Source organism: Streptomyces sp. NBC_01410 (assembly GCF_045040195.1).
Classification (GTDB): Bacteria; Actinomycetota; Actinomycetes; order Streptomycetales; family Streptomycetaceae; genus Streptomyces.
The window spans coordinates 1,311,830-1,331,889 of record NZ_CP109530.1 but is presented as its reverse complement, the minus strand read 5'-3'; the positions used below and the strand labels follow the sequence as shown (position 1 = coordinate 1,331,889).

At 67.7% G+C, this 20,060-nt stretch carries 16 protein-coding genes; 12 read left to right on the top strand and 4 right to left on the bottom strand.

The features are described from left to right. Positions 1 to 7 precede the first annotated feature (7 nt). Positions 8 to 1,741, top strand: coding sequence for a serine/threonine-protein kinase (locus OG741_RS06115; protein ID WP_405595797.1), 1,734 nt, complete (start codon positions 8 to 10; stop codon positions 1,739 to 1,741). On the opposite strand, the gene OG741_RS06110 is transcribed toward OG741_RS06115, so the two are convergent. Beyond that, positions 1,727 to 2,713 (bottom strand): LacI family DNA-binding transcriptional regulator, encoded by a 987-nt coding sequence (locus OG741_RS06110; protein WP_405605424.1) that lies wholly within the window; start codon positions 2,711 to 2,713, stop codon positions 1,727 to 1,729. The two genes, OG741_RS06115 and OG741_RS06110, sit on opposite strands and share 15 nt — an antisense overlap. Positions 2,714 to 2,924: 211 nt before the next feature. Here OG741_RS06110 and OG741_RS06105 point away from each other — a divergent pair, with 211 nt between their 5' ends. From OG741_RS06105 to OG741_RS06080, 6 genes are all read left to right on the top strand, one after another. Continuing rightward, positions 2,925 to 3,890, top strand: a complete 966-nt coding sequence (locus OG741_RS06105; protein WP_405595796.1) for an ROK family protein — start codon at positions 2,925 to 2,927, stop codon at positions 3,888 to 3,890. Positions 3,891 to 4,286: 396 nt separating this feature from the next. Then, positions 4,287 to 5,582, top strand: coding sequence for an ABC transporter substrate-binding protein (locus OG741_RS06100; RefSeq protein ID WP_405605422.1), 1,296 nt, complete (start codon positions 4,287 to 4,289; stop codon positions 5,580 to 5,582). 130 nt (positions 5,583 to 5,712) lie between these two features. After that, positions 5,713 to 6,621, top strand: coding sequence for a carbohydrate ABC transporter permease (locus OG741_RS06095; protein WP_266488065.1), 909 nt, complete (start codon positions 5,713 to 5,715; stop codon positions 6,619 to 6,621). Continuing rightward, on the top strand, positions 6,618 to 7,532 hold the full coding sequence (locus tag OG741_RS06090) for a carbohydrate ABC transporter permease (RefSeq protein ID WP_405595795.1): 915 nt from the start codon (positions 6,618 to 6,620) through the stop codon (positions 7,530 to 7,532). Before OG741_RS06095 ends, OG741_RS06090 begins: the two co-directional genes overlap by 4 nt. A gap of 219 nt (positions 7,533 to 7,751) precedes the next feature. Next, positions 7,752 to 9,026, top strand: coding sequence for an MFS transporter (locus OG741_RS06085; RefSeq protein ID WP_405595794.1), 1,275 nt, complete (start codon positions 7,752 to 7,754; stop codon positions 9,024 to 9,026). Positions 9,027 to 9,158: 132 nt separating this feature from the next. Continuing rightward, positions 9,159 to 10,397, top strand: coding sequence for a cytochrome P450 (locus tag OG741_RS06080; RefSeq protein WP_405595793.1), 1,239 nt, complete (start codon positions 9,159 to 9,161; stop codon positions 10,395 to 10,397). A 59-nt stretch (positions 10,398 to 10,456) separates the two neighbouring features. Here the strand turns inward: OG741_RS06080 and OG741_RS06075 are convergent, their stop codons facing one another. Continuing rightward, positions 10,457 to 10,672, bottom strand: coding sequence for an acyl-CoA carboxylase subunit epsilon (locus OG741_RS06075; RefSeq protein WP_405595792.1), 216 nt, complete (start codon positions 10,670 to 10,672; stop codon positions 10,457 to 10,459). Between the two features lie 29 nt (positions 10,673 to 10,701). After that, on the bottom strand, positions 10,702 to 12,231 hold the full coding sequence (locus OG741_RS06070) for an acyl-CoA carboxylase subunit beta (RefSeq protein ID WP_405605420.1): 1,530 nt from the start codon (positions 12,229 to 12,231) through the stop codon (positions 10,702 to 10,704). Positions 12,232 to 12,721: 490 nt separating this feature from the next. On the opposite strand from OG741_RS06070, the gene OG741_RS06065 reads away from it, so the two are divergent. The 4 genes from OG741_RS06065 (at position 12,722) to OG741_RS06050 (ending at position 18,309) form a co-directional block, all read left to right on the top strand. Next, positions 12,722 to 13,171, top strand: coding sequence for an ATP-binding protein (locus OG741_RS06065; protein ID WP_405595791.1), 450 nt, complete (start codon positions 12,722 to 12,724; stop codon positions 13,169 to 13,171). Between the two features lie 141 nt (positions 13,172 to 13,312). Continuing rightward, on the top strand, positions 13,313 to 14,629 hold the full coding sequence (locus tag OG741_RS06060; protein WP_405595790.1) for an MFS transporter: 1,317 nt from the start codon (positions 13,313 to 13,315) through the stop codon (positions 14,627 to 14,629). A gap of 180 nt (positions 14,630 to 14,809) precedes the next feature. Then, a complete protein-coding gene (locus OG741_RS06055) occupies positions 14,810 to 17,038 on the top strand; it encodes a nitrate- and nitrite sensing domain-containing protein (RefSeq protein ID WP_405595789.1) in 2,229 nt (742 codons plus the stop codon). Further along, positions 17,038 to 18,309: an ABC transporter substrate-binding protein gene (locus OG741_RS06050; RefSeq protein ID WP_405595788.1), complete on the top strand. Its 1,272-nt coding sequence runs from the start codon at positions 17,038 to 17,040 to the stop codon at positions 18,307 to 18,309. The genes OG741_RS06055 and OG741_RS06050 overlap by 1 nt, the downstream gene beginning before the upstream one ends. Before the next feature lie 36 nt (positions 18,310 to 18,345). Here OG741_RS06050 and OG741_RS06045 read toward each other — a convergent pair whose 3' ends face one another. Beyond that, the gene (locus tag OG741_RS06045) at positions 18,346 to 19,041 is read right to left on the bottom strand and encodes a GntR family transcriptional regulator (RefSeq protein WP_405595787.1); all 696 of its coding nucleotides are present in this window, start codon (positions 19,039 to 19,041) and stop codon (positions 18,346 to 18,348) included. Between the two features lie 217 nt (positions 19,042 to 19,258). Between OG741_RS06045 and OG741_RS06040 the strand changes: the two genes are divergently transcribed. Then, positions 19,259 to 20,050 carry a putative hydro-lyase gene (locus OG741_RS06040; RefSeq protein ID WP_405595786.1) on the top strand — a complete coding sequence of 264 codons (792 nt, stop codon included), beginning with the start codon at positions 19,259 to 19,261 and terminating at the stop codon, positions 20,048 to 20,050. Positions 20,051 to 20,060: the final 10 nt, after the last annotated feature.

Here is a 20,060-nt window from a genome sequence, read left to right as displayed (position 1 = left end):
GGCAGCGGTGTCTTCGGGGGAGAACGAGCGGATCGCCGGCCGCTACCGGGTGATCGATCAGCTGGGCCGCGGCGGCATGGGCGTCGTGTGGCGGGCCTTCGACGAGGTGCTCGGCCGTGAGGTCGCCGTCAAGGAACTGCGCACCTACACCGACTCCTCGGGCCCCGAACTGGCCGACCTGACAGTGCGTATGCAGCGCGAGGCCCGCGCCGCCGCGCGCGTACGCCACCCCGGGGTCATCGCCGTCCACGACGTCGCCGAGCACCAGGGCCGCCCGGTCATCGTCATGGAGTTCATCGACGGCCCCTCGCTGGACGATGTGCTGGGCGAACGCGGCGTCATTGACGCGCGCGAGGCCGCCGCCATCGGCGCCAGGGTGCTGGAGGCGCTGGGCGCCGCCCATCGCGCCGGCGTGCTGCACCGTGACGTCAAGCCGGGCAATGTGCTGCTCGAAGGCAACGGCCGTGTCGTTCTCACCGACTTCGGCATCGCCGCGATGGACGACCCGGGCGACGGGTCCACCACCCGTCTGACACGCAGCGGCGAACTGGTCGGCTCGCTCGACTACTTGGCGCCCGAACGCGCCCAGGGCCAGGCGCCCGGACCGGCCTCGGACATCTGGGCGCTGGGCGCGACCCTGTACGCGGCTGTCGAGGGCTCGGCCCCGTTCCGCCGCACGTCCACCTGGTCGACGCTGAACGCCATCGTCGTGGATCCGCTGCCCGAGCCGCGCCGGGCCGCGGCGCTCGCACCCGTACTACGGCAGCTGATGCACAAGGACCCGGCGCAGCGACCCGACGCGGACACCGCCGCCCGCCTGCTGACCGCGGTGGCGGAGGGCAAGGACACCGCCAAATCGACCGTGTCGCTCGGTTCCGTGGTGCCTCCGGCGCCGGACCCGTCGACCCGGGTACCGACCGAGCTCAGCGAGATGCCGAACCGGCCCGAGGGCTTCGGCCCCGCTGTGCCGCAGGCCCCGCCGGGGCCTGCCGCCGTTGCGGCCGCGCATGCCCCGGCTCCCGCGTCCGGCGGCCGTGGTCGGGCGCGGGCCCTGGTCGCCGCCGGAGTCCTCGCCGTCCTGCTCGCCGGAGGAGGCGTGACGTACGCCCTCGTCGGCCAGGGCGGGGACGGCACCAAGGGCAGCGAGCTCGCGGGCGGCCGGGGCGAGAGCCCGGTCGCCGGTTCCAGCGCACCCGGGGAGCCCGGCGGGAGCCCGACGAACGGGAAGCGGAGCCCGAGCGGCAAGCCCACCGGCAGGGGCGCCACCACGTCGGCCTCTCCGTCAGCGAAGCCACCGGCGCCGGGCACGGTCCCCGGAGGCTCCGACTCGGGTACCACGGGCGGCGGTTCGGCCACCGGGGGATCCTCGGGCAGCACCAGTGGGTCGACCGGCGGCTCCAGCACCACGACCACGGGCGGCGGTTCGACGACCGGCGGCGGTCCGGCCCCGACCACCGCGGCCGCCTGCCATGCGATCGGCGGCGGGAAGTACAACTGCGAGGTCTGGCGCACCGCGAACTCGTACACCGCGTCCGGCACCCGGGTGGGCACGCTGAACGCGGGCACCAACTACTTCTACTGCCAGCAGAATCTGGGCCGCCGCGAGACCTACGGCGAGTGGACGAACGTCTGGTGGGCCAAGACCGACGACGACAGCGGGAACGCCGATGTCCTCGTCAGCGACGTCTACATCAAGGGCGGCGACAACGACGAGCCGGTGCCGGGCCTACCCGTCTGCTGACGGCGGGATCTCGCCCGAACCGCGCGGGATCAGCACCGTCTCCAGCGCCACCTGCGAGGGTGCGTCGTCCGCGCCGTCGAGACGCCGGAACAGCCGCTCGGCCGCCGTGCGTCCCAGCGTCGCGGCGTCCTGGGCGATGACAGTGATGCCCAGCAGATCGGCCAGCTCGATGTCGTCGAAGCCGACCAGGGCGACCGGCCGCTCGCGCTCGGCCAGAGCCCGTACCGCCGTCACCGTCACCCGGTTGTTGCCCGCGAAGATCGCGGTGACCGGGTCGGGACCGGTCAGCATCGCGGTCACAGCGGCCCGCACCCGCTCCGGCGCGGTGGAGCCCAGCGACACCCAGGACTCGTCCACCGTGAGTTCGGCGTCCTCCATGGCGGCGCGATAGCCGCGCAGCCGCTCGACGGCCGTGTGGATACGGGGCTGGTCGCCGATGAAGCCGATACGGCGGTGCCCGTGCGCGATCAGATGGGCCACGCCCGCGCGGGCGCCGCCGAAGCTGTCGGAGAGCACCACATCGGCGTCGATCTGCCCGGGCGGCCTGTCCACGAACACCGTCGCTATGCCCGCCTTGATCTCGGGCTCCAGATAGCGGTGGTCATGACCTGCGGGAATCACGATCAGCCCGTCGACCCGGCGGGCGCACAGGGCGAGCACCAGCTCCTGCTCGCGGTCCGGGTCCTCGGCGCTGGAACCGTTGATCAACAGCGCGCCGTGCGCGCGGGCGACCTCCTCGACGGCGCGGCTGAGCGGGCCGTAGAAGGGGTCGGCGAGATCTTCGAGGACGAGCCCGATGGAGGCGGTGCGGCCCTTGCGCAGGACGCGCGCGCTGTCGTTGCGGCGGAAGCCCAGGGACTCGATGGCCTCCTGCACCCGGCGCTCGGTGTCGGGGGTGACGCCCGGTTCGCCGTTGACCACCCGGGAGACCGTCTTGAGGCCTACGCCCGCCCGGGCGGCGACATCCTTCATGGTGGGCCGATTGCCGTAGCGGGGCTCGGGGCCTCTGGGGCGCCCGGGCGAAGCCAGGGGATCGTCGGTCTCGGCCACAGTGCGCTGTCCTGTCGTCGTCGGGTGTGCGAGGGTGTGGCGTCGAGCATAGGCCCTGGACAACGTTGTCAGGGGAATGGAGACTGTTACCGAACCCGCAGGTCCGACAGCTCCCATGGGGGATCCCACACCGATGCATACCGACCTCGTCGCCGCGCTCGACATCGGCGGCACCAAGATCGCCGGCGCGTTGGTGGACGGCAGCGGCACGATCCTGGTGCGGGCCCAGCGCCCGACTCCGGCCAAGGAGGACGGCGACACGGTGATGCGCGCGGTCGAGGCGGTCCTCGGTGAGCTCGCCGCATCCCCGCTCTGGGTGCGGGCCGGTGCCGTCGGCATCGGCAGCGCCGGACCCGTGGACGCATCCGCAGGCACGGTCAGCCCGGTCAATGTCCCCGGCTGGCGCGGGTTCCCCCTGGTCGCGCGGGTGCGCCGGGCCGTGGGCGGGCTCCCCGTGGAGCTGGTCGGGGACGGTGTCGCGATGACGGCGGCCGAGCACTGGCAGGGTGCGGCCCGCGGCTACGACAACGCCCTGTGCATGGTCGTCTCGACCGGCGTCGGCGGCGGACTCGTCCTCGGCGGCAAGCTCCACCCGGGACCCACCGGCAACGCCGGCCACATCGGCCACATCAGCGTGGATCTCGACGGCGACCTCTGCCCCTGCGGTGCCCGCGGCTGCGTCGAGCGCCTCGCCAGCGGCCCGAACATCGCACGCCGGGCACTCGAGAACGGCTGGCGGCCCGGCCTCGACGGCGACACCTCGGCCGCCGCGGTGGCCGCCGCCGCCCGTGCGGGGAACCCGGTCGCCATTGCCTCCTTCGAGCGCGCGGCCCAGGCGCTCGCCGCCGGTATCGCCGCCACCGCGACCCTGGTGGAGATCGAGATCGCGGTGATCGGCGGGGGAGTGGCGGGCGCGGGCGAGGTGCTGTTCGCTCCGCTGCGCCGCTCGCTGCGCGACTACGCCACCCTCTCCTTCGTTCAGCGCCTCACGGTGGCCCCGGCGCTGACGGGAACGGACGCCGGTCTGGTGGGTGCGGCGGCTGCCGCCTCGCTCGGCAGGCATGGCGAGGCGGCAGCCGTCGTCAGCGGCCGGTCCTGAGACCGGCCGCTCAGCAGTGGCCAGTTGGCGTGGTCGGAATCGACGCACTTCCGGCCGTCGGTGACTACAGCGCCGCGGCCAGCGCTCCGACGACTCCGCGACGGGCACTGCGGGTGGGAAGGTGACGCATCGTTACGTTCCTCCGTACTCGCCCATTTTGGGACGGCTGGAGGTGTGTGTCCGTCGCGAGCGTTTACGGTAGGGCGTGTTGGAGTCTGTTGAAGAGAAGCGGTAACGGTTGTTCGATATCTCGCCAAAACCCTTGACGACACCCCTTTCTGGGAGTGAGATCCAATCCTCGCGTTGGGTTGTGTTGGGTTGCACCCCGGAGGAGGGGACATGGCGCAGTCATCGTTCAACGGTCCTGCCGCGCCCGGGAGCGTGGCAGGACATCGGATGTCCCGGCGGAGCCTGCTGCGCGGTGCAGCGGTGGGTGCAGGTGCGATCGCGCTGCCCTCACTGCTCGCCGCCTGCGACAGTGGCCCCGGCGGGGACGGCAAGACCATCAAGCTCGGGTCCAACTCGTCCGACCCTGTGCCGAAGAAGGCGTTCGCCGACGCGTTCGCCGCGTACGCGGAGCAGTCGACGGACGGACGGAAGGTCAAGGTCAACACCGTTGACCACAACACCTTCCAGGAGAACATCAACCGCTATCTGCAGGGCAAGCCGGACTCCGTGTTCATGTGGTTCGCGGGGTACCGCATGCAGTTCTTCGCCAAGAAGGGCCTGCTGCACGACATCAGCGACAACTGGGCGGGCTACCAGGGCTTCTCGGCCGCGCTGAAGGCCCAGTCGACGGGCGAGGACGGCAAGCAGTACCTCACCCCGTACTACTACTACCCCTGGGCCGTCTTCCACCGGAAGAGCGTCTTCCAGCAGTACGGGTACCAGGCCCCCAAGACCCTCGACGAGTACATAGCCCTCGCCAGGCAGATGCAGAAGGACAAACTCGTCCCCATCGCGTTCTGCGACAAGGACGGCTGGCCCGCAATGGGCACCTTCGACTACATCAACATGCGCAGTAACGGATACGAGTTCCACAAGAACCTGATGGCGGGCAAGGAGGCGTGGACCGACAAGCGCGTCAAGGACGTCTTCGACACCTGGCGCAGCATCCTCCCGTACTGCCAGCCCGGAGCCAACGGCCGCACCTGGCAGGAGGCCGCGACCAGCCTGCAGAAGAAGGAAGCGGGCATGGCCGTCTTCGGACTCCCGCACCCCGGCGCGCAGTTCCCCAAGGGCGAGCAGGCCGACATCGACTTCTTCCCCTTCCCGGAGATCAACCCCGAGCACGGCCAGGACGCGGTCGAGGCGCCCATCGACGGCTTCCTGCTGGCGAAGAAGTCCAAGGAACTCAAGAACAGCGAGAGCATGGAGAGCGCCAAGGACCTTCTCAAGTGGCTGGCCACCGGCAAGGCGGAGGACATCTACCTCGCCAGTGACCCCAACAACATCGCCGTGAGCGACCAGGCCGACACCTCGAAGTACTCCCCGCTGCAGAAGAAGGCGGTCGACCTCGTCTCGGGCGCCAAGCAGATCTCGCAGTTCCTGGACCGCGACACCAGGCCCGACTTCTCGTCGACGGTAATGATTCCGGCCATCCAGACCTTCATCAACAAGCCGAAGGACGTCGATGGGTTGGTCAACAGCATCGAGAGGCAGAAGAAGACCATCTTCGCCGCCGAAGGCTGAACCGACGCCGGCCGCAACCGACTTGGAGCCACCAGCCGTGCCGCTGCTGCACTCTTCCGGGGAACACCTCCCCGGCCCGGAACCCCAGGCCCCCGGGGGCACCCTGAAGGACTCCGGGGGGCGATCGGGCGTGAGCATCACAAGGCGCGCCGCACGGCGGGGTCCGCGGCGCTTCACCCGCCGCGACCGCGCCGTCCTCGGCGTGCTGCTGGGCATACCGATCCTGCTCGACCTGGCCATCGTGTGGGGACCGACCCTCGCCTCCGTCGTGCTCTCCTTCACCAGCTGGGACGGCATAGGAGACATCTCCTGGGTCGGCACGAAGAACTACGAGACCCTCTTCACCGACTATCCGCAGTTCTGGCCGGCGGCCCGCCACAATCTGCTCTGGCTGGCCTTCCTCGGACTGGTCGCCACCCCCTTCGGGCTGCTGCTGGCCGTCCTGATCGACAGGGGCGTGCGGTTCAGCCGCTTCTACCAGTCCACTCTGTACATGCCGGTGGTGCTCTCGCTCGCCGTCGTCGGCTTCATCGCCCAACTGGTCTTCTCCCGCGACCAGGGCGCGCTCAACGCGATCCTCGGGGACACCGAGAATCCCACCGACTGGCTCGGCGATCCCGACATCAACCTCTGGATGATCCTGCTGGCCGCGGCCTGGCGGCACACCGGCTATGTGATGATCCTCTACCTGGCCGGGCTCAAGGCCGTCGACCCCTCACTGAAGGAAGCCGCCGCCATCGACGGCGCAAGTGAGGCACAGACCTTCTTCCGCGTCGTCTTCCCGACCCTGCGGCCCGTCAATGTCATCGTCGGCGTCATCACCGTCATCGAAGCGCTGCGCGCCTTCGACATCGTCTACGCGGTCAACAAGGGCAGAAACGGCCTGGAACTGCTCTCCGTACTCGTCACCGACAACATCATCGGCGAGGCCAGCCGGATCGGATTCGGCTCCGCCATCGCCGTCGTCCTGCTGCTCGTCTCCATGGGATTCGTCGTGACGTACCTGGTCCAGGAGATCCGTGGGGAGAAGAACCGATGACGCTCGACACCGCCCCGGCGCCCGCTGCCGCCCGGCCCGCGCAGCCCCGCAAGCGCCTCCTGCGCCCCGGACGGCTGGGCCTGCACGCCTTCTTGATGACCGTCTCGCTAGCCTTCCTCGCGCCGCTGCTGCTCGCGGTCTACGCCTCGCTCAGGCCGTACGACGAGACCTCCGAGCACGGCTACTTCTCACTGCCGAAGAAGCTCTCCTTCGACTACTACCAGCAGGCCTTCAGCGACTCGGAGATGACGAAGTACTTCGTCAACACCCTCATCATCGCGGTGCCGGGGGTGTTTCTCGCACTGTTCTTCGCCTCGTTCGTCGCCTTCGCCGTGGCGCGGCTGAAGATGCGCGGCTCGATCCTGCTCCTGATGCTGTTCACCGCGGGCAATCTGCTGCCCCAGCAGGTGATCGTCACTCCGCTGTACGTCATGTTCAACCGCATCCCGCTGCCGTACTGGATGTCCGACTCGATGACGATGTTCGACTCGTACTGGGCCGTCATCTCCGTCCAGGTCGGCTTCCAGATCGGCTTCTGCGTCTTCGTGCTCGCCAACTTCATGCGCACGCTGCCGCAGGAGATCCTGGAGGCGGCGATCGTGGACGGCGCGAGCGTGTGGACGCAGTACTGGCGCATCACGCTGCCGCTGTGCCGACCGGCCCTCGCGGCGCTCGGCACGCTCCAGTTCACCTGGATGTACAACGACTTCCTGTGGGCGCTCGTCTTCATCTCCGACGGTGACAAGCTCCCCGTCACCTCGGCGCTCAACAATCTCCGCGGCCAGTTCTTCACCGACTACAACCTGCTCGCCGCGGGCTCGGTGATCGTCGCGCTGCCGACGCTGCTGGTCTTCCTGCTGCTGCAGCGGCACTTCATCGCCGGGCTCACGCTCGGCTCCACCAAGGGCTGACACGCACGGTGTGGCCCCGTCCCCGCGTGGAGGGGGACACACCCCGCCCCGGACGGAATTCCTGTAGATCGACGGCCCGCGGGTGGCCGGCTCCGGGCGGCGGAGGAGATGCGATCTACGGAGGTTTTCGTGGAGGGTGGAAGCCCGGGATGCACCGCTGGGTCAGCGCCGGCGGCTCGGAGCTGACACCTCCTCCCGCTCTTCGTTGTGAGGTGCACCGTGGCATCTACACCAACCGGCCCCCACACAGTCGGCGAGGAGGTTACTGGCCCGTTCTCCTGGTACCGGTCGTTCACCCCGCAGGGGCGCCGGGCATTCAAGGGGGCATTCGGCGGATTCGCTCTTGATTCCTACGATTTCCAGGTGCTGCCGCTGAGCATGGTCGCCATCACGGCCTACTTCCACCTCACCAAGGCAGAGGCAGGGCTCCTGACCACCGTCACACTGGTGATGTCCGCGCTCGGCGGGATCCTCGCCGGGGGGCTGATCGACCGGGTCGGCCGGGTCAGGACCCTCATGATCACCGTGGGCACCTACGCCCTGTTCACCGTGCTGTGCGGCTTTGCCGTGAGCTACCCGATGCTGCTGGCGAGCCGCGCTCTTCAGGGCCTTGGCTTCGGTGGTGAGTGGGCGGCAGGCGCCGTCCTGGTCGCCGAGTACGCCAGGAGCCGCTACCGAGGCCGGACCCTGGCCTTCATCCAGAGCTCCTGGGCCATCGGCTGGGGACTGGCGGTCATCGTGAGCACGGTGGTGATGGACAATCTTGCCCCCGACATCGCCTGGCGGGTGATGTTCTGGACCGGCGCCCTGCCGGCGGTGCTGCTGTTCTACGTGCGCCGCAATGTCCAGGACGCCCCTGAGGTGACCACCCGGCTCGCCGAGAAGGACGCGCGCGTCCCGCTGTCATCGGTCTTCAAGGGCACCCTGGCGCGCAGGACGTTCTTCGCGACCCTGCTGGCGACCGGAGCCCAGGGCGGCTACTACACCATTGCGACGTGGCTGCCCACCTACCTCAAGACCGACCGCGGTCTGACCGTTGTCGGTACCGGCGGCTACCTGTTCGTGCTCATCACCGGCGCCTTCTGCGGCTACGTGACCGCCGGCTACGTCATCGACCTCATGGGACGAAAGAAGTCGTTCGCTCTGTTCGCGGTCATGAGCGGGGGCCTGCTTTTGGCCTACATCAACATCCCCGAGGGCGCCAACAGCCTCCTGTTGGTCCTCGGCTTCCCCCTGGGCTTCTGCGCCTCCGCCATCTTCTCCGGCTTCGGCTCCTTCCTGGCCGAGCTCTACCCCAACGCGGTCCGAGGCACCGGTCAGAGCCTCACCTACAACGTCGGCCGCGGTGTCGGAGCCTTCTTCCCCACCGCAGTGGGCTTCACAGCAGGCAGCGCAGGCGTCGGCGGCGCCCTCGTCTACGGCGTCGTGGGATACGCCGTCGCCCTTGTCGCCCTCCTCGGCCTGCCCGAGACCCGCGGCACCGAATTCACCTGATGCAACGACAAGGTCAGTGATCATGCCCACGTCTCGGGCATGAGCGACAGTGTCGTGGCTTACTGCGCTGGTCGCGAGGGTGTGGCAGCGTCACAGCCGTCGGCCTTCGGTACGTTGGGAGCGGGGACCCTGGTGATCGCCGAATTTGATCTCTTCGACGAAGCGTTCGTACAGGACCCTCATCCCCTGCTCGCTCGGCTGCGACAGGAAGCACCCGTGTGCTTCGATCCGGCGACGGGCCTGTGGGTGGTGAGCCGCTACCAGGATGTGCGTCGCGTGCTGCTCGACAGCGGCGCATTCCGTCCTGACAACGCTCAGAATGCGGTCACGCCGCTGTCGGTGGCCGCGCTGCGTGTGCTCGCGCGGTCCGGCTTCTCCCTGCCTCCGGCCCTGGCCAACAACGGCGGGGTGAGCCATGGTGGCCTGCGTCGGCTTGTCACCCGATTCTTCAACGCCGAGCGTGTGGCTGCGGCGGTACCTGTGGTGGACGAGGTCGCGGCGGAGTTGCTGACAGGACTGCGCGGACGGCTGGAGGCCGGGCTACCCGGCGATTTGGTGTCTGACTTCGCGCGTATTCTCCCCTGCCGCGTACTGATGCGGCTGCTGGGCGTGCACGGAGAGGATCCGCTGACGCTGGTGCGCTGGAGCGACGACGCGCTGGAGTTGTTCTGGGGCCGCGCAACGGTAGATCGCCAGGTGGAACTGGCCGGATCGGTGGCGACGTTCCACCGGTGGCTGTCCGAGGAGGTGTCCGGGGGCTCGGTGGACAAGGACAGCCTGGTGGGAGCCCTGTCGCAGTACCTGCTGCCGGAGGGCACGCAGCTGGACAGGGCGACAGCGGTAGCCGTGTGCTTCTTCGTCCTCATCGCCGGTCAGTCCACGACCGGACAGCTGATTGCCAACGTGCTGCGTCGGGCACTGGAAGAGCCGGAGGGATGGGCCAGGGCCGGCGCGGAGCCGGGGTTCCCGCAAGCCTGGGTGGAGGAGATCCTTCGGGCCGAGTCACCGGTGACGAGCTGGCGCCGGACAACGGCACATGAAGTGGAACTCGGCGGAGTACAACTCGCTCCGGGCTCCCAGCTGCTGCTGATGCTGATGAGCACGGGGGCCGATCGAGACGTGTTCCAGCAGCCGCAGCTGCTGGACCCTCACCGGAACAACGTCCGCCATCACCTGGCTTTCGGCGCCGGGCGCCACCGCTGCCCCGGCGCTTCCCTGGCCCGGACCGAAGCCGCGATCGCACTTCGCGCGGCCGCCCGCTCTCTGCCAGAAGCCGTCACGGTCAAGGACAGCGCCCGCCCGCCGATGCTGGGCCTGTTGTCCTTCCGGGCGCCGATGTCCCTGCCCATCGTCCTCGACCAGGCGTACTGATCTTCAACCCCGGCAGGGCGAAGTGCCTGGTTCCGTAGCGGCAGCCACCTGTTGTACCGCTACGTCGGTCGGGGGAACGGCGGACGGCGGAGGGCGATGGCCGTGGCACGGTCGGTCCACGCGGAGACCGGGGGCCTGCGGGGAGCTGCTGCTGCTGCGGTGGTGGTGGCACGGGCGTGGACGACGCTGATCACAGCGGCCAGTTCTTCGGGAGTGGGCTGCCCGTACAGCACTTTGATGGGAGGGATCGTGTGCTCCTGGATGGGGAAAGCCATGTCAGCCACGTCGGTACGTGTCCCTCCGTCTAGAGCGGTATGTTGCCGTGCTTCTTGGGGGGCAGCGTCTCTCGCTTGGTGCGCAGCGCCCGCAGGCCGCGGATGATGTGCTGCCGTGTCTGAGAGGGTTTGATCACCGCGTCGATGTGACCGCGCTCGGCAGCGATGAAGGGAGTGAGGAGAGCGTCCTCGCACTCGCTCATCAGCTCGGCGTGCTTCTCCTCCCAGTGCACTGGGTCCGGGACTTCACCCCCGGTCTGCGACACGCCGAGGAGGATGCCGATGGCGCTCTGGGGGCCCATCACAGCGATCTGTGCGGTGGGCCAGGCCAGGTTGAGGTCGGCGCCGAGCTGTTTGGAGCCCATGACGTCATAGGCGTCGGCGAAAGCCTTCCGGGTAATGACGGTGATGAGCGGGACGGTGGCCTCGGCGTAGGCGTAGATCAGTTTGGCGCCGCGGCGGATGATGCCTCGGTGTTCCTGGTCAGTGGCCGGCACGAAGCCGGGCACATCCACGAAGGTCACCACCGGGACGTTGAAGGCGTCGCAGGTCCGAACGAACCGGGCGGCTTTTTCGGAGGCGTCGATGTCCAGGCAGCCGGCCAACTGCATCGGCTGGTTGGCGACGATGCCCACCGGGTGTCCCTCGATGCGGCCGAAGCCGGTGATGATGTTTGGCGCGAACAGAGGCTGTGTCTCAAGGAATTCGTAGTCGTCGAGGACGTGCTCGATGACGTGGTGCATGTCGTAGGGCTGGTTGGCGGAATCTGGTACGACCGAGTCCAGCTCCAGGTCTTCGGCGCAGGTCGCCAGGTCGGCCTGGTCCGGACAGGCCGGCGGTTCCTGGAGATTGTTCGAGGGCAGGTGGGACAGAAGGGCCCTGACGTACTCCATGGCCCCCTTTTCGTCACCCGCCATGCAGTGGGCGACACCGGAGACGGTGCTGTGCGTGCGGGCTCCGCCCAATTCCTCGATGTCGATGTCTTCGCCGGTCACGGTCCTGATCAGTTCGGGCTCGGTGGCGAGCATGTGCGAGGTCCGTTCGGTCATCACGGTGAAGTCGGTCAGGGCGGGGGAGAAAACCGCACGGCCGGCGCACGATCCCAGAATGAGCGAGATCTGGGGGACGACTCCGGACGCATGCACATGGCGGCGGAACATCTCGCCACTCGTGCCCAGGGCGCTGTCCCCGGCCTGGATGCCGGCCCGTCGGGAGTCGCTGATGCCGATGACCGGACAGCCCGTCTTCACCGCAAAGTCCATCACCTTTGCGATCTTCCCGCAGACTGCCTCACCCCCCGCCCCGCCGAAAACGGTGGAGTCCTGGGCGAAGACAGCCACCGGGCGGCCGTCGACCGTGCCGTAGCCGGTGACCACGCCGTCTCCCGGTCGTTCTCCCAGGTCTGCATGGCTCACGCGGTGCCCGGCGGCCGCGTCCAATTCCACAAGGGAGTCCCGGTCGAGCAGTTGCTCGACGCGCGCACGGACGGTCACCTCGGCCACGTTGCCTTGGGTGTGTTGCTCTTCCATGGTGTGCACGGTGTCCTTGCGAGTCGTGATGAAGGAAGGGCGGCGCGAGGGGGCAGGTCCTCGCGCCGCTGGCGGCCGTTGAGGCGGCCGCAATGTCACCCTATGGATTGTAGAACGATTCTTCAATAGGGCATTTGATTCGCCTCCCGTGACGTCTCGGTGCATCTTCGGCCTGGACTCCCGCCGGATCGGCGGGTTGAGCGGGGTTGACATGGGCGAGATTGACTGATAATCCAGTAATTCAGAACGAGGATTGTAGAACAATCCTACGCATGGGTAGGCGGAGGTCGCGGACCCGCGGGATCTGGATCGGCTTCCCTCCGGATGTCGCGTTTCCGGCCAATGTCTCAGCGTCAGTCATCGTCCAGCCGCTTCGAGCCCTCTCGCAGGCGGACCGCCGCGCGGTGTAGTTCCGGCAACAATGGCCGCGCATCCCCCAAGTGAGGACGCAATGCCTCCTTTCACCTCCACTCAGGCGCAGTCGGCCCACTCGGATGCCGAGACGGGGCAACGGGTCTCCGTGACCTGGGTCCTGCCTGCGGTGGCTGCATCTGCTCAATCCGCCCGTCGACAAGTCGGGGACCTGCTGCAGGCCTGGGATCTGCGGCATCTGGTCGAGGATGCGGAGCTGATCGTTTCGGAACTTGTCACCAACGCGATCTGCCACGGCTCGGACCGTGATCCCATCTGGCACACGGTGCGGCGCATCCGCATGGCGACCGGGGATGTGATCCGCCTCGAGGTCGGCGACTACGGCCGGGGGTGGAGCGGTGTTCTGTCTCCTCCGGAGTCCGATGGCGACATCCCGTGCAGTGGGCGTGGGCTGTACCTGGTCGAGGCCTTGTCCTCTGGCTGGGGCGCCTGGAATCTGCCGCACGGCCATGCGGTGTGGGCCGTGCTGCCGATTGGTGGCGACCTTTCCGACTCCGCGGTTCTGCCCGCTCCGCGGTCCGACCCTGGCTCGTCGTAATGAAACCGAGTTGTAGAAAAAGCTTCGCCCCCTCTTGAAGGATCGTTCAACGATCCCTAGCTTGTACCCACGTCAAGCCGCAGGGCATGCGCGTCGTCCGAATCTCGTGAAGGCGGCAGTACGGATGACAGCCCACCGCTGATGAGGGCCTTGACTCCCGTCCCTCTCCATCTCCGTGAGGTCACCGTGACATCCATCCCCACCAGCCCCCCGACCACAGTCGAGAGCGAGGTGACCGGTCCCTTCGCCTGGTTCCGGTCGATGTCCCCGCAGGGCCGCAGGGCCTTCAAGGGCGCATTCGGCGGATACGCCCTCGACTCCTACGACTTCCTTGTGCTCCCGATGGCCATGGTCGCCATCACGGCCTACTTCAGCCTGACCACGGCGCAGACCGGGTTGCTGACCACGGTCACACTGCTGTCCTCCGCAGTCGGCGGAATCGTCGCCGGTCTCCTGATCGACAGAATCGGCAGGGTCAAGACCCTCATGGTCACGGTGGGCACCTACGCCGTGTTCACCGTGCTGTGCGGCTTCGCGACGAGCTACCCGATGCTGCTGGGGTTCCGGACACTGCAGGGTGTCGGGTTCGGTGGCGAGTGGGCGGCCGGCGCCATTTTGGTCGCCGAGTACGCCAAGTCGCGCTACCGCGGCCGGGTCCTGGCCTGGGTCCAGAGTGCGTGGGCGGTCGGCTGGGCGCTGGCCGTCATCGTCGGCACGACCCTCACGAACAACCTCGATCCGGACCTGGCCTGGCGTGTGCTGTTCTGGACAGGAGCCCTGCCGGCGCTGCTGCTGGTGTACGTGCGGCGCAACGTCCAGGACGCCCCCGAGGTGACCGAGCGGCTGGCCAAGAAGGAAGCCCGTCCTCCGCTGTCCTCCATCTTCAAGGGCGGCATGGCTCGCCGGACCCTCTGCGCGACCCTGCTGTCCACCGGCGTGATGGGCGGGTACTACACCTTCGCCACGTGGCTGCCGACCTACCTCAAGACCGAGCGCGGCCTCACGGTCGTCGGCACCGGCGGCTACCTGTTCGTACTCATCACCGGAGCCTTCTGCGGCTACATCACGGCCGGTCAGCTCGTCGACCGCCTGGGCCGCAAAGTCACCTTCGTCATCTTCGCGCTCCTGAGCGCCGGCCTTCTGATCTCGTACGTCAACATCCCGCAGGGCTCCAACTCCCTTCTGCTGATCCTCGGATTCCCCCTCGGCTTCAGCGCCTCGGCCATCTTCTCCGGCTTCGGCTCCTACCTGGCCGAGCTCTACCCCAGCACGGTCCGCGGCACCGGCCAGAGCTTCACCTACAACGTGGGACGCGCGCTCGGAGCCATCTTCCCGACGGCTGTCGGCTTCTCGTCGGCGGGTGTCGGCGGTGCGCTGATCTACGGTGCCGTCGGCTACGGGCTCGCACTCGTCGCTCTTCTCGGCCTCCCCGAGACCCGTGGCTCCGAACTCACCTGAACTGTCCGGAACCCACTGACCCTTGGCGACGGTGGCCGGCGACGAAGCCGCCGGCCACCCCATCGCCCCCTTCGGCGAGGCGTTGCACTCCACCCTGAGAGGTCCATCCCTGTGCGCGAGAAGGTCAGCCGAACCCCTAGAGCAAAACCCCGGCACCGGTACGGGACTGACCTCAAAGCCGTGGGCCACCTCATCAAGCCGAAGAACTGGCGCGTACGCAATAAACTGACCGCGGTCGTGCTGATCCCCGGGCTCCTGGCCGGCGTTCTGGCGGTTGCCAGCCTTTCCCGCACTGTCGGCGACGCCGAGGACTACAGACAGTTCTCCGTCCTCGCTCGCCTCCAGCAACCGGCCTTGCGACTGGTCCACGCCCTCCAGGAGGAACGCGACACCACAGCCGGATTCATCGCCGGCCGGCGCAAAGCCGCGAACGGCAACCCCCGTCGGCAGCGCATCGCAGTCGACACCGCTGCTGCCCTTTACCGCCAGGCAGCCGATGACATCGACGCCTCCGACGATCCTCAGCTGCGGGAGGTCCTGAGCGCCGTCACCCAGGAACTGGCAAGCCTCCCTGCGCTCCGCAGGTCAGTGGATGAAGCCAACCTGACGCAAGGCTCGATCCTCGCCAACTACACAGCCGCCATCGGCGAACTCATGCGTCTCGGACCGATCCTGGCCGCGCACAACGGCGGCAGCAGGACCGCCGGCCAGGTCCGGGCCCTCAACTCCCTGTCCTACGCATTGGAAAACACCAGCCGGGTGCGAGCAGACCTCAATGGCGTCCTGACCACCGGCACCTTCCTCGTGGGTCAATTCCCGGAATTCGCCGGCGCGGTTGCACGCCAACAGGAGTCTGTGAACGAATTCATGGCCTCAGCCAACGAGGCACAGCAGAGCCTGTACGCCAACACCGTCAAGGGCGCATCCGTCAGCACCACCCAGGCCATTCAGGAACGCGCCGGCGAGCAGGCACAAGCTCCGCGCGTCGAAGCGGACCCGGCGACATGGCACAAGGTCTCCAGCCGCAAGATCGCGCTCATGCGCGAGGTGGAATCACGGATCCTCGGCGAACTCATCACCCGCAGCGGCCAGGAGCACGGCTCCCGCCAGAGCGCAGCGCTATGGGGAGCGGCCGGGCTGCTCGCCGTATTTCTGGTAACAGGCTCAGTGGTCACCGTCGTCGTAAGGTCCATGACCCGGCCCCTGAAGATCCTGCGCATCTCGGCGCTGAAGGTCGCAAACGAGCACCTGCCGCAGGCACTCACACGGCTTCGGCAGGCCGACATCGATGACTTGCGCGACTACCGGGCCACGCCGACCGCAGTCGCGGCCAACGACGAGATCGGGGAGGTCGCCCAAGCATTCGACGCCGTACAGAGTGCCGCCGTCGCTCTCGTGAGGGACCAGGCCGCACTCCGCAAGCACATCAACGGCATGTTCATCCACCTCTCCCGCCGCAACCAACATCTGGTCAGCAAACTCCTCTCCGAGATCAGCGACTTGGAGCAGCACGAGGACAACCCCAACCACCTGGCTCGCCTCTTCCGCCTGGATCACCTGGCCACACAGATGCTCCGCACGGACGAAAGCCTTCTGGTGCTGGCCGGCTCCGACACGGTCCGTGGATGGGAGCAGCCGATGCCGGTGTCGGAGATTCTGCTGGCTGCCAGTGCCGAGGTGGAGCAGTACACCCGTATTGACTGCCGTCCGTCGCAAGGAGCCGACATCGCGGCAGACGCCGTTACCGACCTGGTGCACCTGTTGGCCGAGCTGATGGAAAATGCGACGGTCTTTTCCAGCGCCCGTTCCCGCGTCACCGTGACCTGTCGGACGGCTTCCGACCGTCCCGGTGACCTCGTGATCTCCATTGAGGACGAGGGCACTGGAATGACACCCGAGAAGCTGGCCACCGTGAACCAGCGGCTGGCCTCCGCGCTGTCGCTCGACCCCGAAGCGGGGCAGAGCATGGGGCTGTTTGTTGTGGGCCGCCTCGCCGCCAGACACGGCATCGACGTACATCTTTCTTCGACCGCCCGTCGGGGGAGCACGGCCCTGGTACGAATCCCCGGGAACCTGCTGGCCGGCCTTCACCAATACGGCCCTGTGGCGCAGGAGTGGACCGACTCCGGGTCGGCCGACGAGCCCTCCACCCACCTTGGCCCGGCCTGGACGGCGTCTTCGGCTCATGTGCCCGCATCGCCACCTGAGGACCGTCCTGCTCCTGCCGTCGGCTCATATCCGACCACCGACGCCGAACCCGTCTTCGGCTCGCCACAGGAGTGGCTGGCGCACCGCCGCTACACCGATGGCCTGCACATCAGCGACAGAGCATCGCCCGGCTCGCCCCCGGCCCCTCACACCGGCAGCGGCACTCTGGGCGATCTGCCGACCGTAGAAGGACAAACGTGATGCCCAGACCAGCCACTCGTACCGCCGTGCTTCTCTGCGCCGCCCTGTTCCTGGCTTCCGCCTGCACAGGTGAGCCGGCTGTTCCGCCGTCCCGCGCCCCCGTGAAAATCGGCTTCCTCGCGCCGCTGTCGGGCCCTGGCGTCTCAGTGGGCACCGATACCAGGCGAGGCGCCGAACTGGCCGTGCAGATCGTCAACGGCCAATACCCCTCGATGGCGCTGCCGCTGGGGCGGGGGTCGGGTCTGCCTCGCTTGGACAACGCGAAGATCAGGCTCATAGCCGCCGACACCAGTGGCTCCGTTTCGCGCGGGGCCACCGAGGTGGCGCATCTGGTCAGGACCCAGCACGTGGTCGCCATGGCCGGGGGATACGAGTCCGCCGTCACCGAAGCTGCCAGCGCACGTTCCGAGGATCTGAGGATCCCGTTCGTGAACGGAGGTTCCTCCGCATCGTCCTTGACCGAGCGCGGACTTGACTGGTTCTTCCGCACCGGCCCTTCCGACCTGAGCTACGGCCGAGTGGTGTTCTCCCTGCTGAAAGAACGCCAGAGCATGGGCACGTCGGTCAAGCGCATCGCAGTCCTCCACACCGATGATCAATACGGCAACGACGGTTCCGCCATGATCGAGCGGCTTGTCTCCCACATCGACGGCAACGTCGTGGCCGACATCAAAGTCGGCGCCCAGTCCAGCGATCTGTCCTCCCACGCGCACGCGGTGACAGCCTCGAACGCCGACGTTGTACTGACCTTCCTGTACACATCCCAGGCGCTGGCGCTGAGGGACGCCTTCGACCGCCTCGCATACCAGCCTCCCGCGCTCATAGCCTTCGGAGGGGGGCATGCAGATCCCGCTTTCATCCGCAGGGACCGGAGCGCCGCCGAGGGAGTCTGCAGCCGCTTCGCCTGGTCTGCCGACCTGGCCGAGCGCAACCCCACGGCCAGGGCCGTCGCGGACCTGTACAGGGAAACGTACGACGCCCCCATGAACGATGACGCTGCCCGTGCGTTCACCGCCGTGATGACGCTCGCACAGGCGATCAACGAGGCCGGATCCCCCACACCGGCCGATATCCGCTCAGCACTGGTGAACATCGATGTGCCGGGCCGCGACACGATCATGCCGTGGGATGGCGTGAAGTTCGATGACAACCACCAGAACATCGGAGCCCGCGGCATCGTGGAGCAGGTCCACAACGGCCGGTACCGACTTGTCTATCCCTTCGACGTGGCCCGTGCACGCCTGCGATGGCCCATGGCCGACGTGGGCTGACGACACAGAGCACGGGTCCTTGGTCAGCGGCCGGCCTCACGGAGCCATGAACTCGGAGTACTTCTCGAGCAGCTGCTTTTCCGCGCCGTCAAGATAGTCGGCCAGCAGCAGCTCGGCTCTGACTCTGTCTGCCGCCTTGAGGGCGGAGAGGATCTCCCGGTTGCGTCCCAGGTACGGCTCGTGGAAGCTGCGCGGATTGTCCATGGCATGGAAGACCAAGCGCAGTTCAGCCAGCACACCGCGCATGAGCTCGTCCAGGCGCTTGCTGTGGGTGAGGGCCACAACGGCATGGTGGAAGTGGATGTTCGCTGTGCCCAGTTCACGCCAGGCGCCTTCCTCGGCCGCCTTCTCGCCTTCGGCGACCGCAGCTTCAGCCTGGGTCAGGTCGTAGGGGGGTGCCCCGAGATTACGCACCGCCGCACACTCGATGAGTCTGCGGACCCGGTAGATGTCGGTGACGTCCTGCACGGTGAGGATGCGGACGAACACGCCGCGGTTGAGCTCGTGGACCAGGAGCCTCTCGTGCGTGAGGAGACGAAACGCCTCTCGCAGGGTGTTGCGCGAAACTCCCAGAGCGTTACCGATGGTGTCTTCGGAGAGCTTGCTCCCGGGCGGGATGTAGCCCTCGGCGATGCGTGCCCGCAAGATGTCGGCGACGCGGTCGGCGGTGCTGGAGCGCCCCAGAAGCGCACGGTCACCGACGAGCACGGACGGGTCCACCTCGGCTGTCATGGTTTTCTGCCCTTTCCCACGGCCGGCGGTGCGTCCGACGGTCTTCCCAACGCGTTCCTGTGTATCCAGTGAACCGGAAACTCGTGAACGAAACAACAGAGGCCCTGTCGGATTGTTCAACGATCCTCTACTATTGGGTGAACGGGGAGCACCCTGTTTGCAGAGCGCAGTAACACCAGAGGCAGCCTTGATACTGCCTGTGACGACAGGGAGAGTGATGACGACAGCGGCTCCCGGGGCCCTCATCCCCGCCGATGCGCGAGCGATGTTCCGCGACGGTACAAATGTGCCCACCGCAGGATGGTGCGCGGCGTACACCCAGGTCAACCTCATCGCAGTCCCGGCCCACTGGGCCTATGACGTTCTCCTGTTCTGCCAGCGCAACCCCAAGCCGTGTCCCGTGCTCGACGTCACGGAGCCGGGATCCTGGTCAACATCGCTGGCTCCCTGCGCCGACCTGCGCACCGATGCCCCTCGCTACCGCGTCTGGGAGAACGGCCGGCTGATCGACGAACCCTCCGACGTCACCGGTGCCTGGCGCAGCGACCTGGTCACCTTCCTCATCGGGTGCAGTTTCTCCTTCGAGACCGCGCTGGCCCAGGCGGGAGTGCCGCTGCGCCACGTCGACCAGGGACGCAATGTCGCGATGTACAAAACGAACCGCGACTGCCGCCCGGCCGGCCGGCTGCAGGGCCCCCTGGTGGTGTCCATGCGGCAGATCCCGGCCGGCCTCGTCGACACCGCGATCCGCGTCAGCACCCTGATGCCAGAGGTACACGGAAGCCCCGTCCACGTCGGCGACCCGGCAGCCCTGGGCATCGAAGACCTTGCGCACCCCGACTTCGGTGATCCGGTGCGGGCGGAGCCGGGCGATGTGCCGGTGTTCTGGGCCTGCGGCGTCACACCGCAGGCCGTGCTGATGGCATCACGACCGTCGTTCGCCATCACTCACGCCCCCGGATACATGCTGATCACCGACGCCCGGGACACGGACTACCGCCTCGGATGAGGGCGCAGTG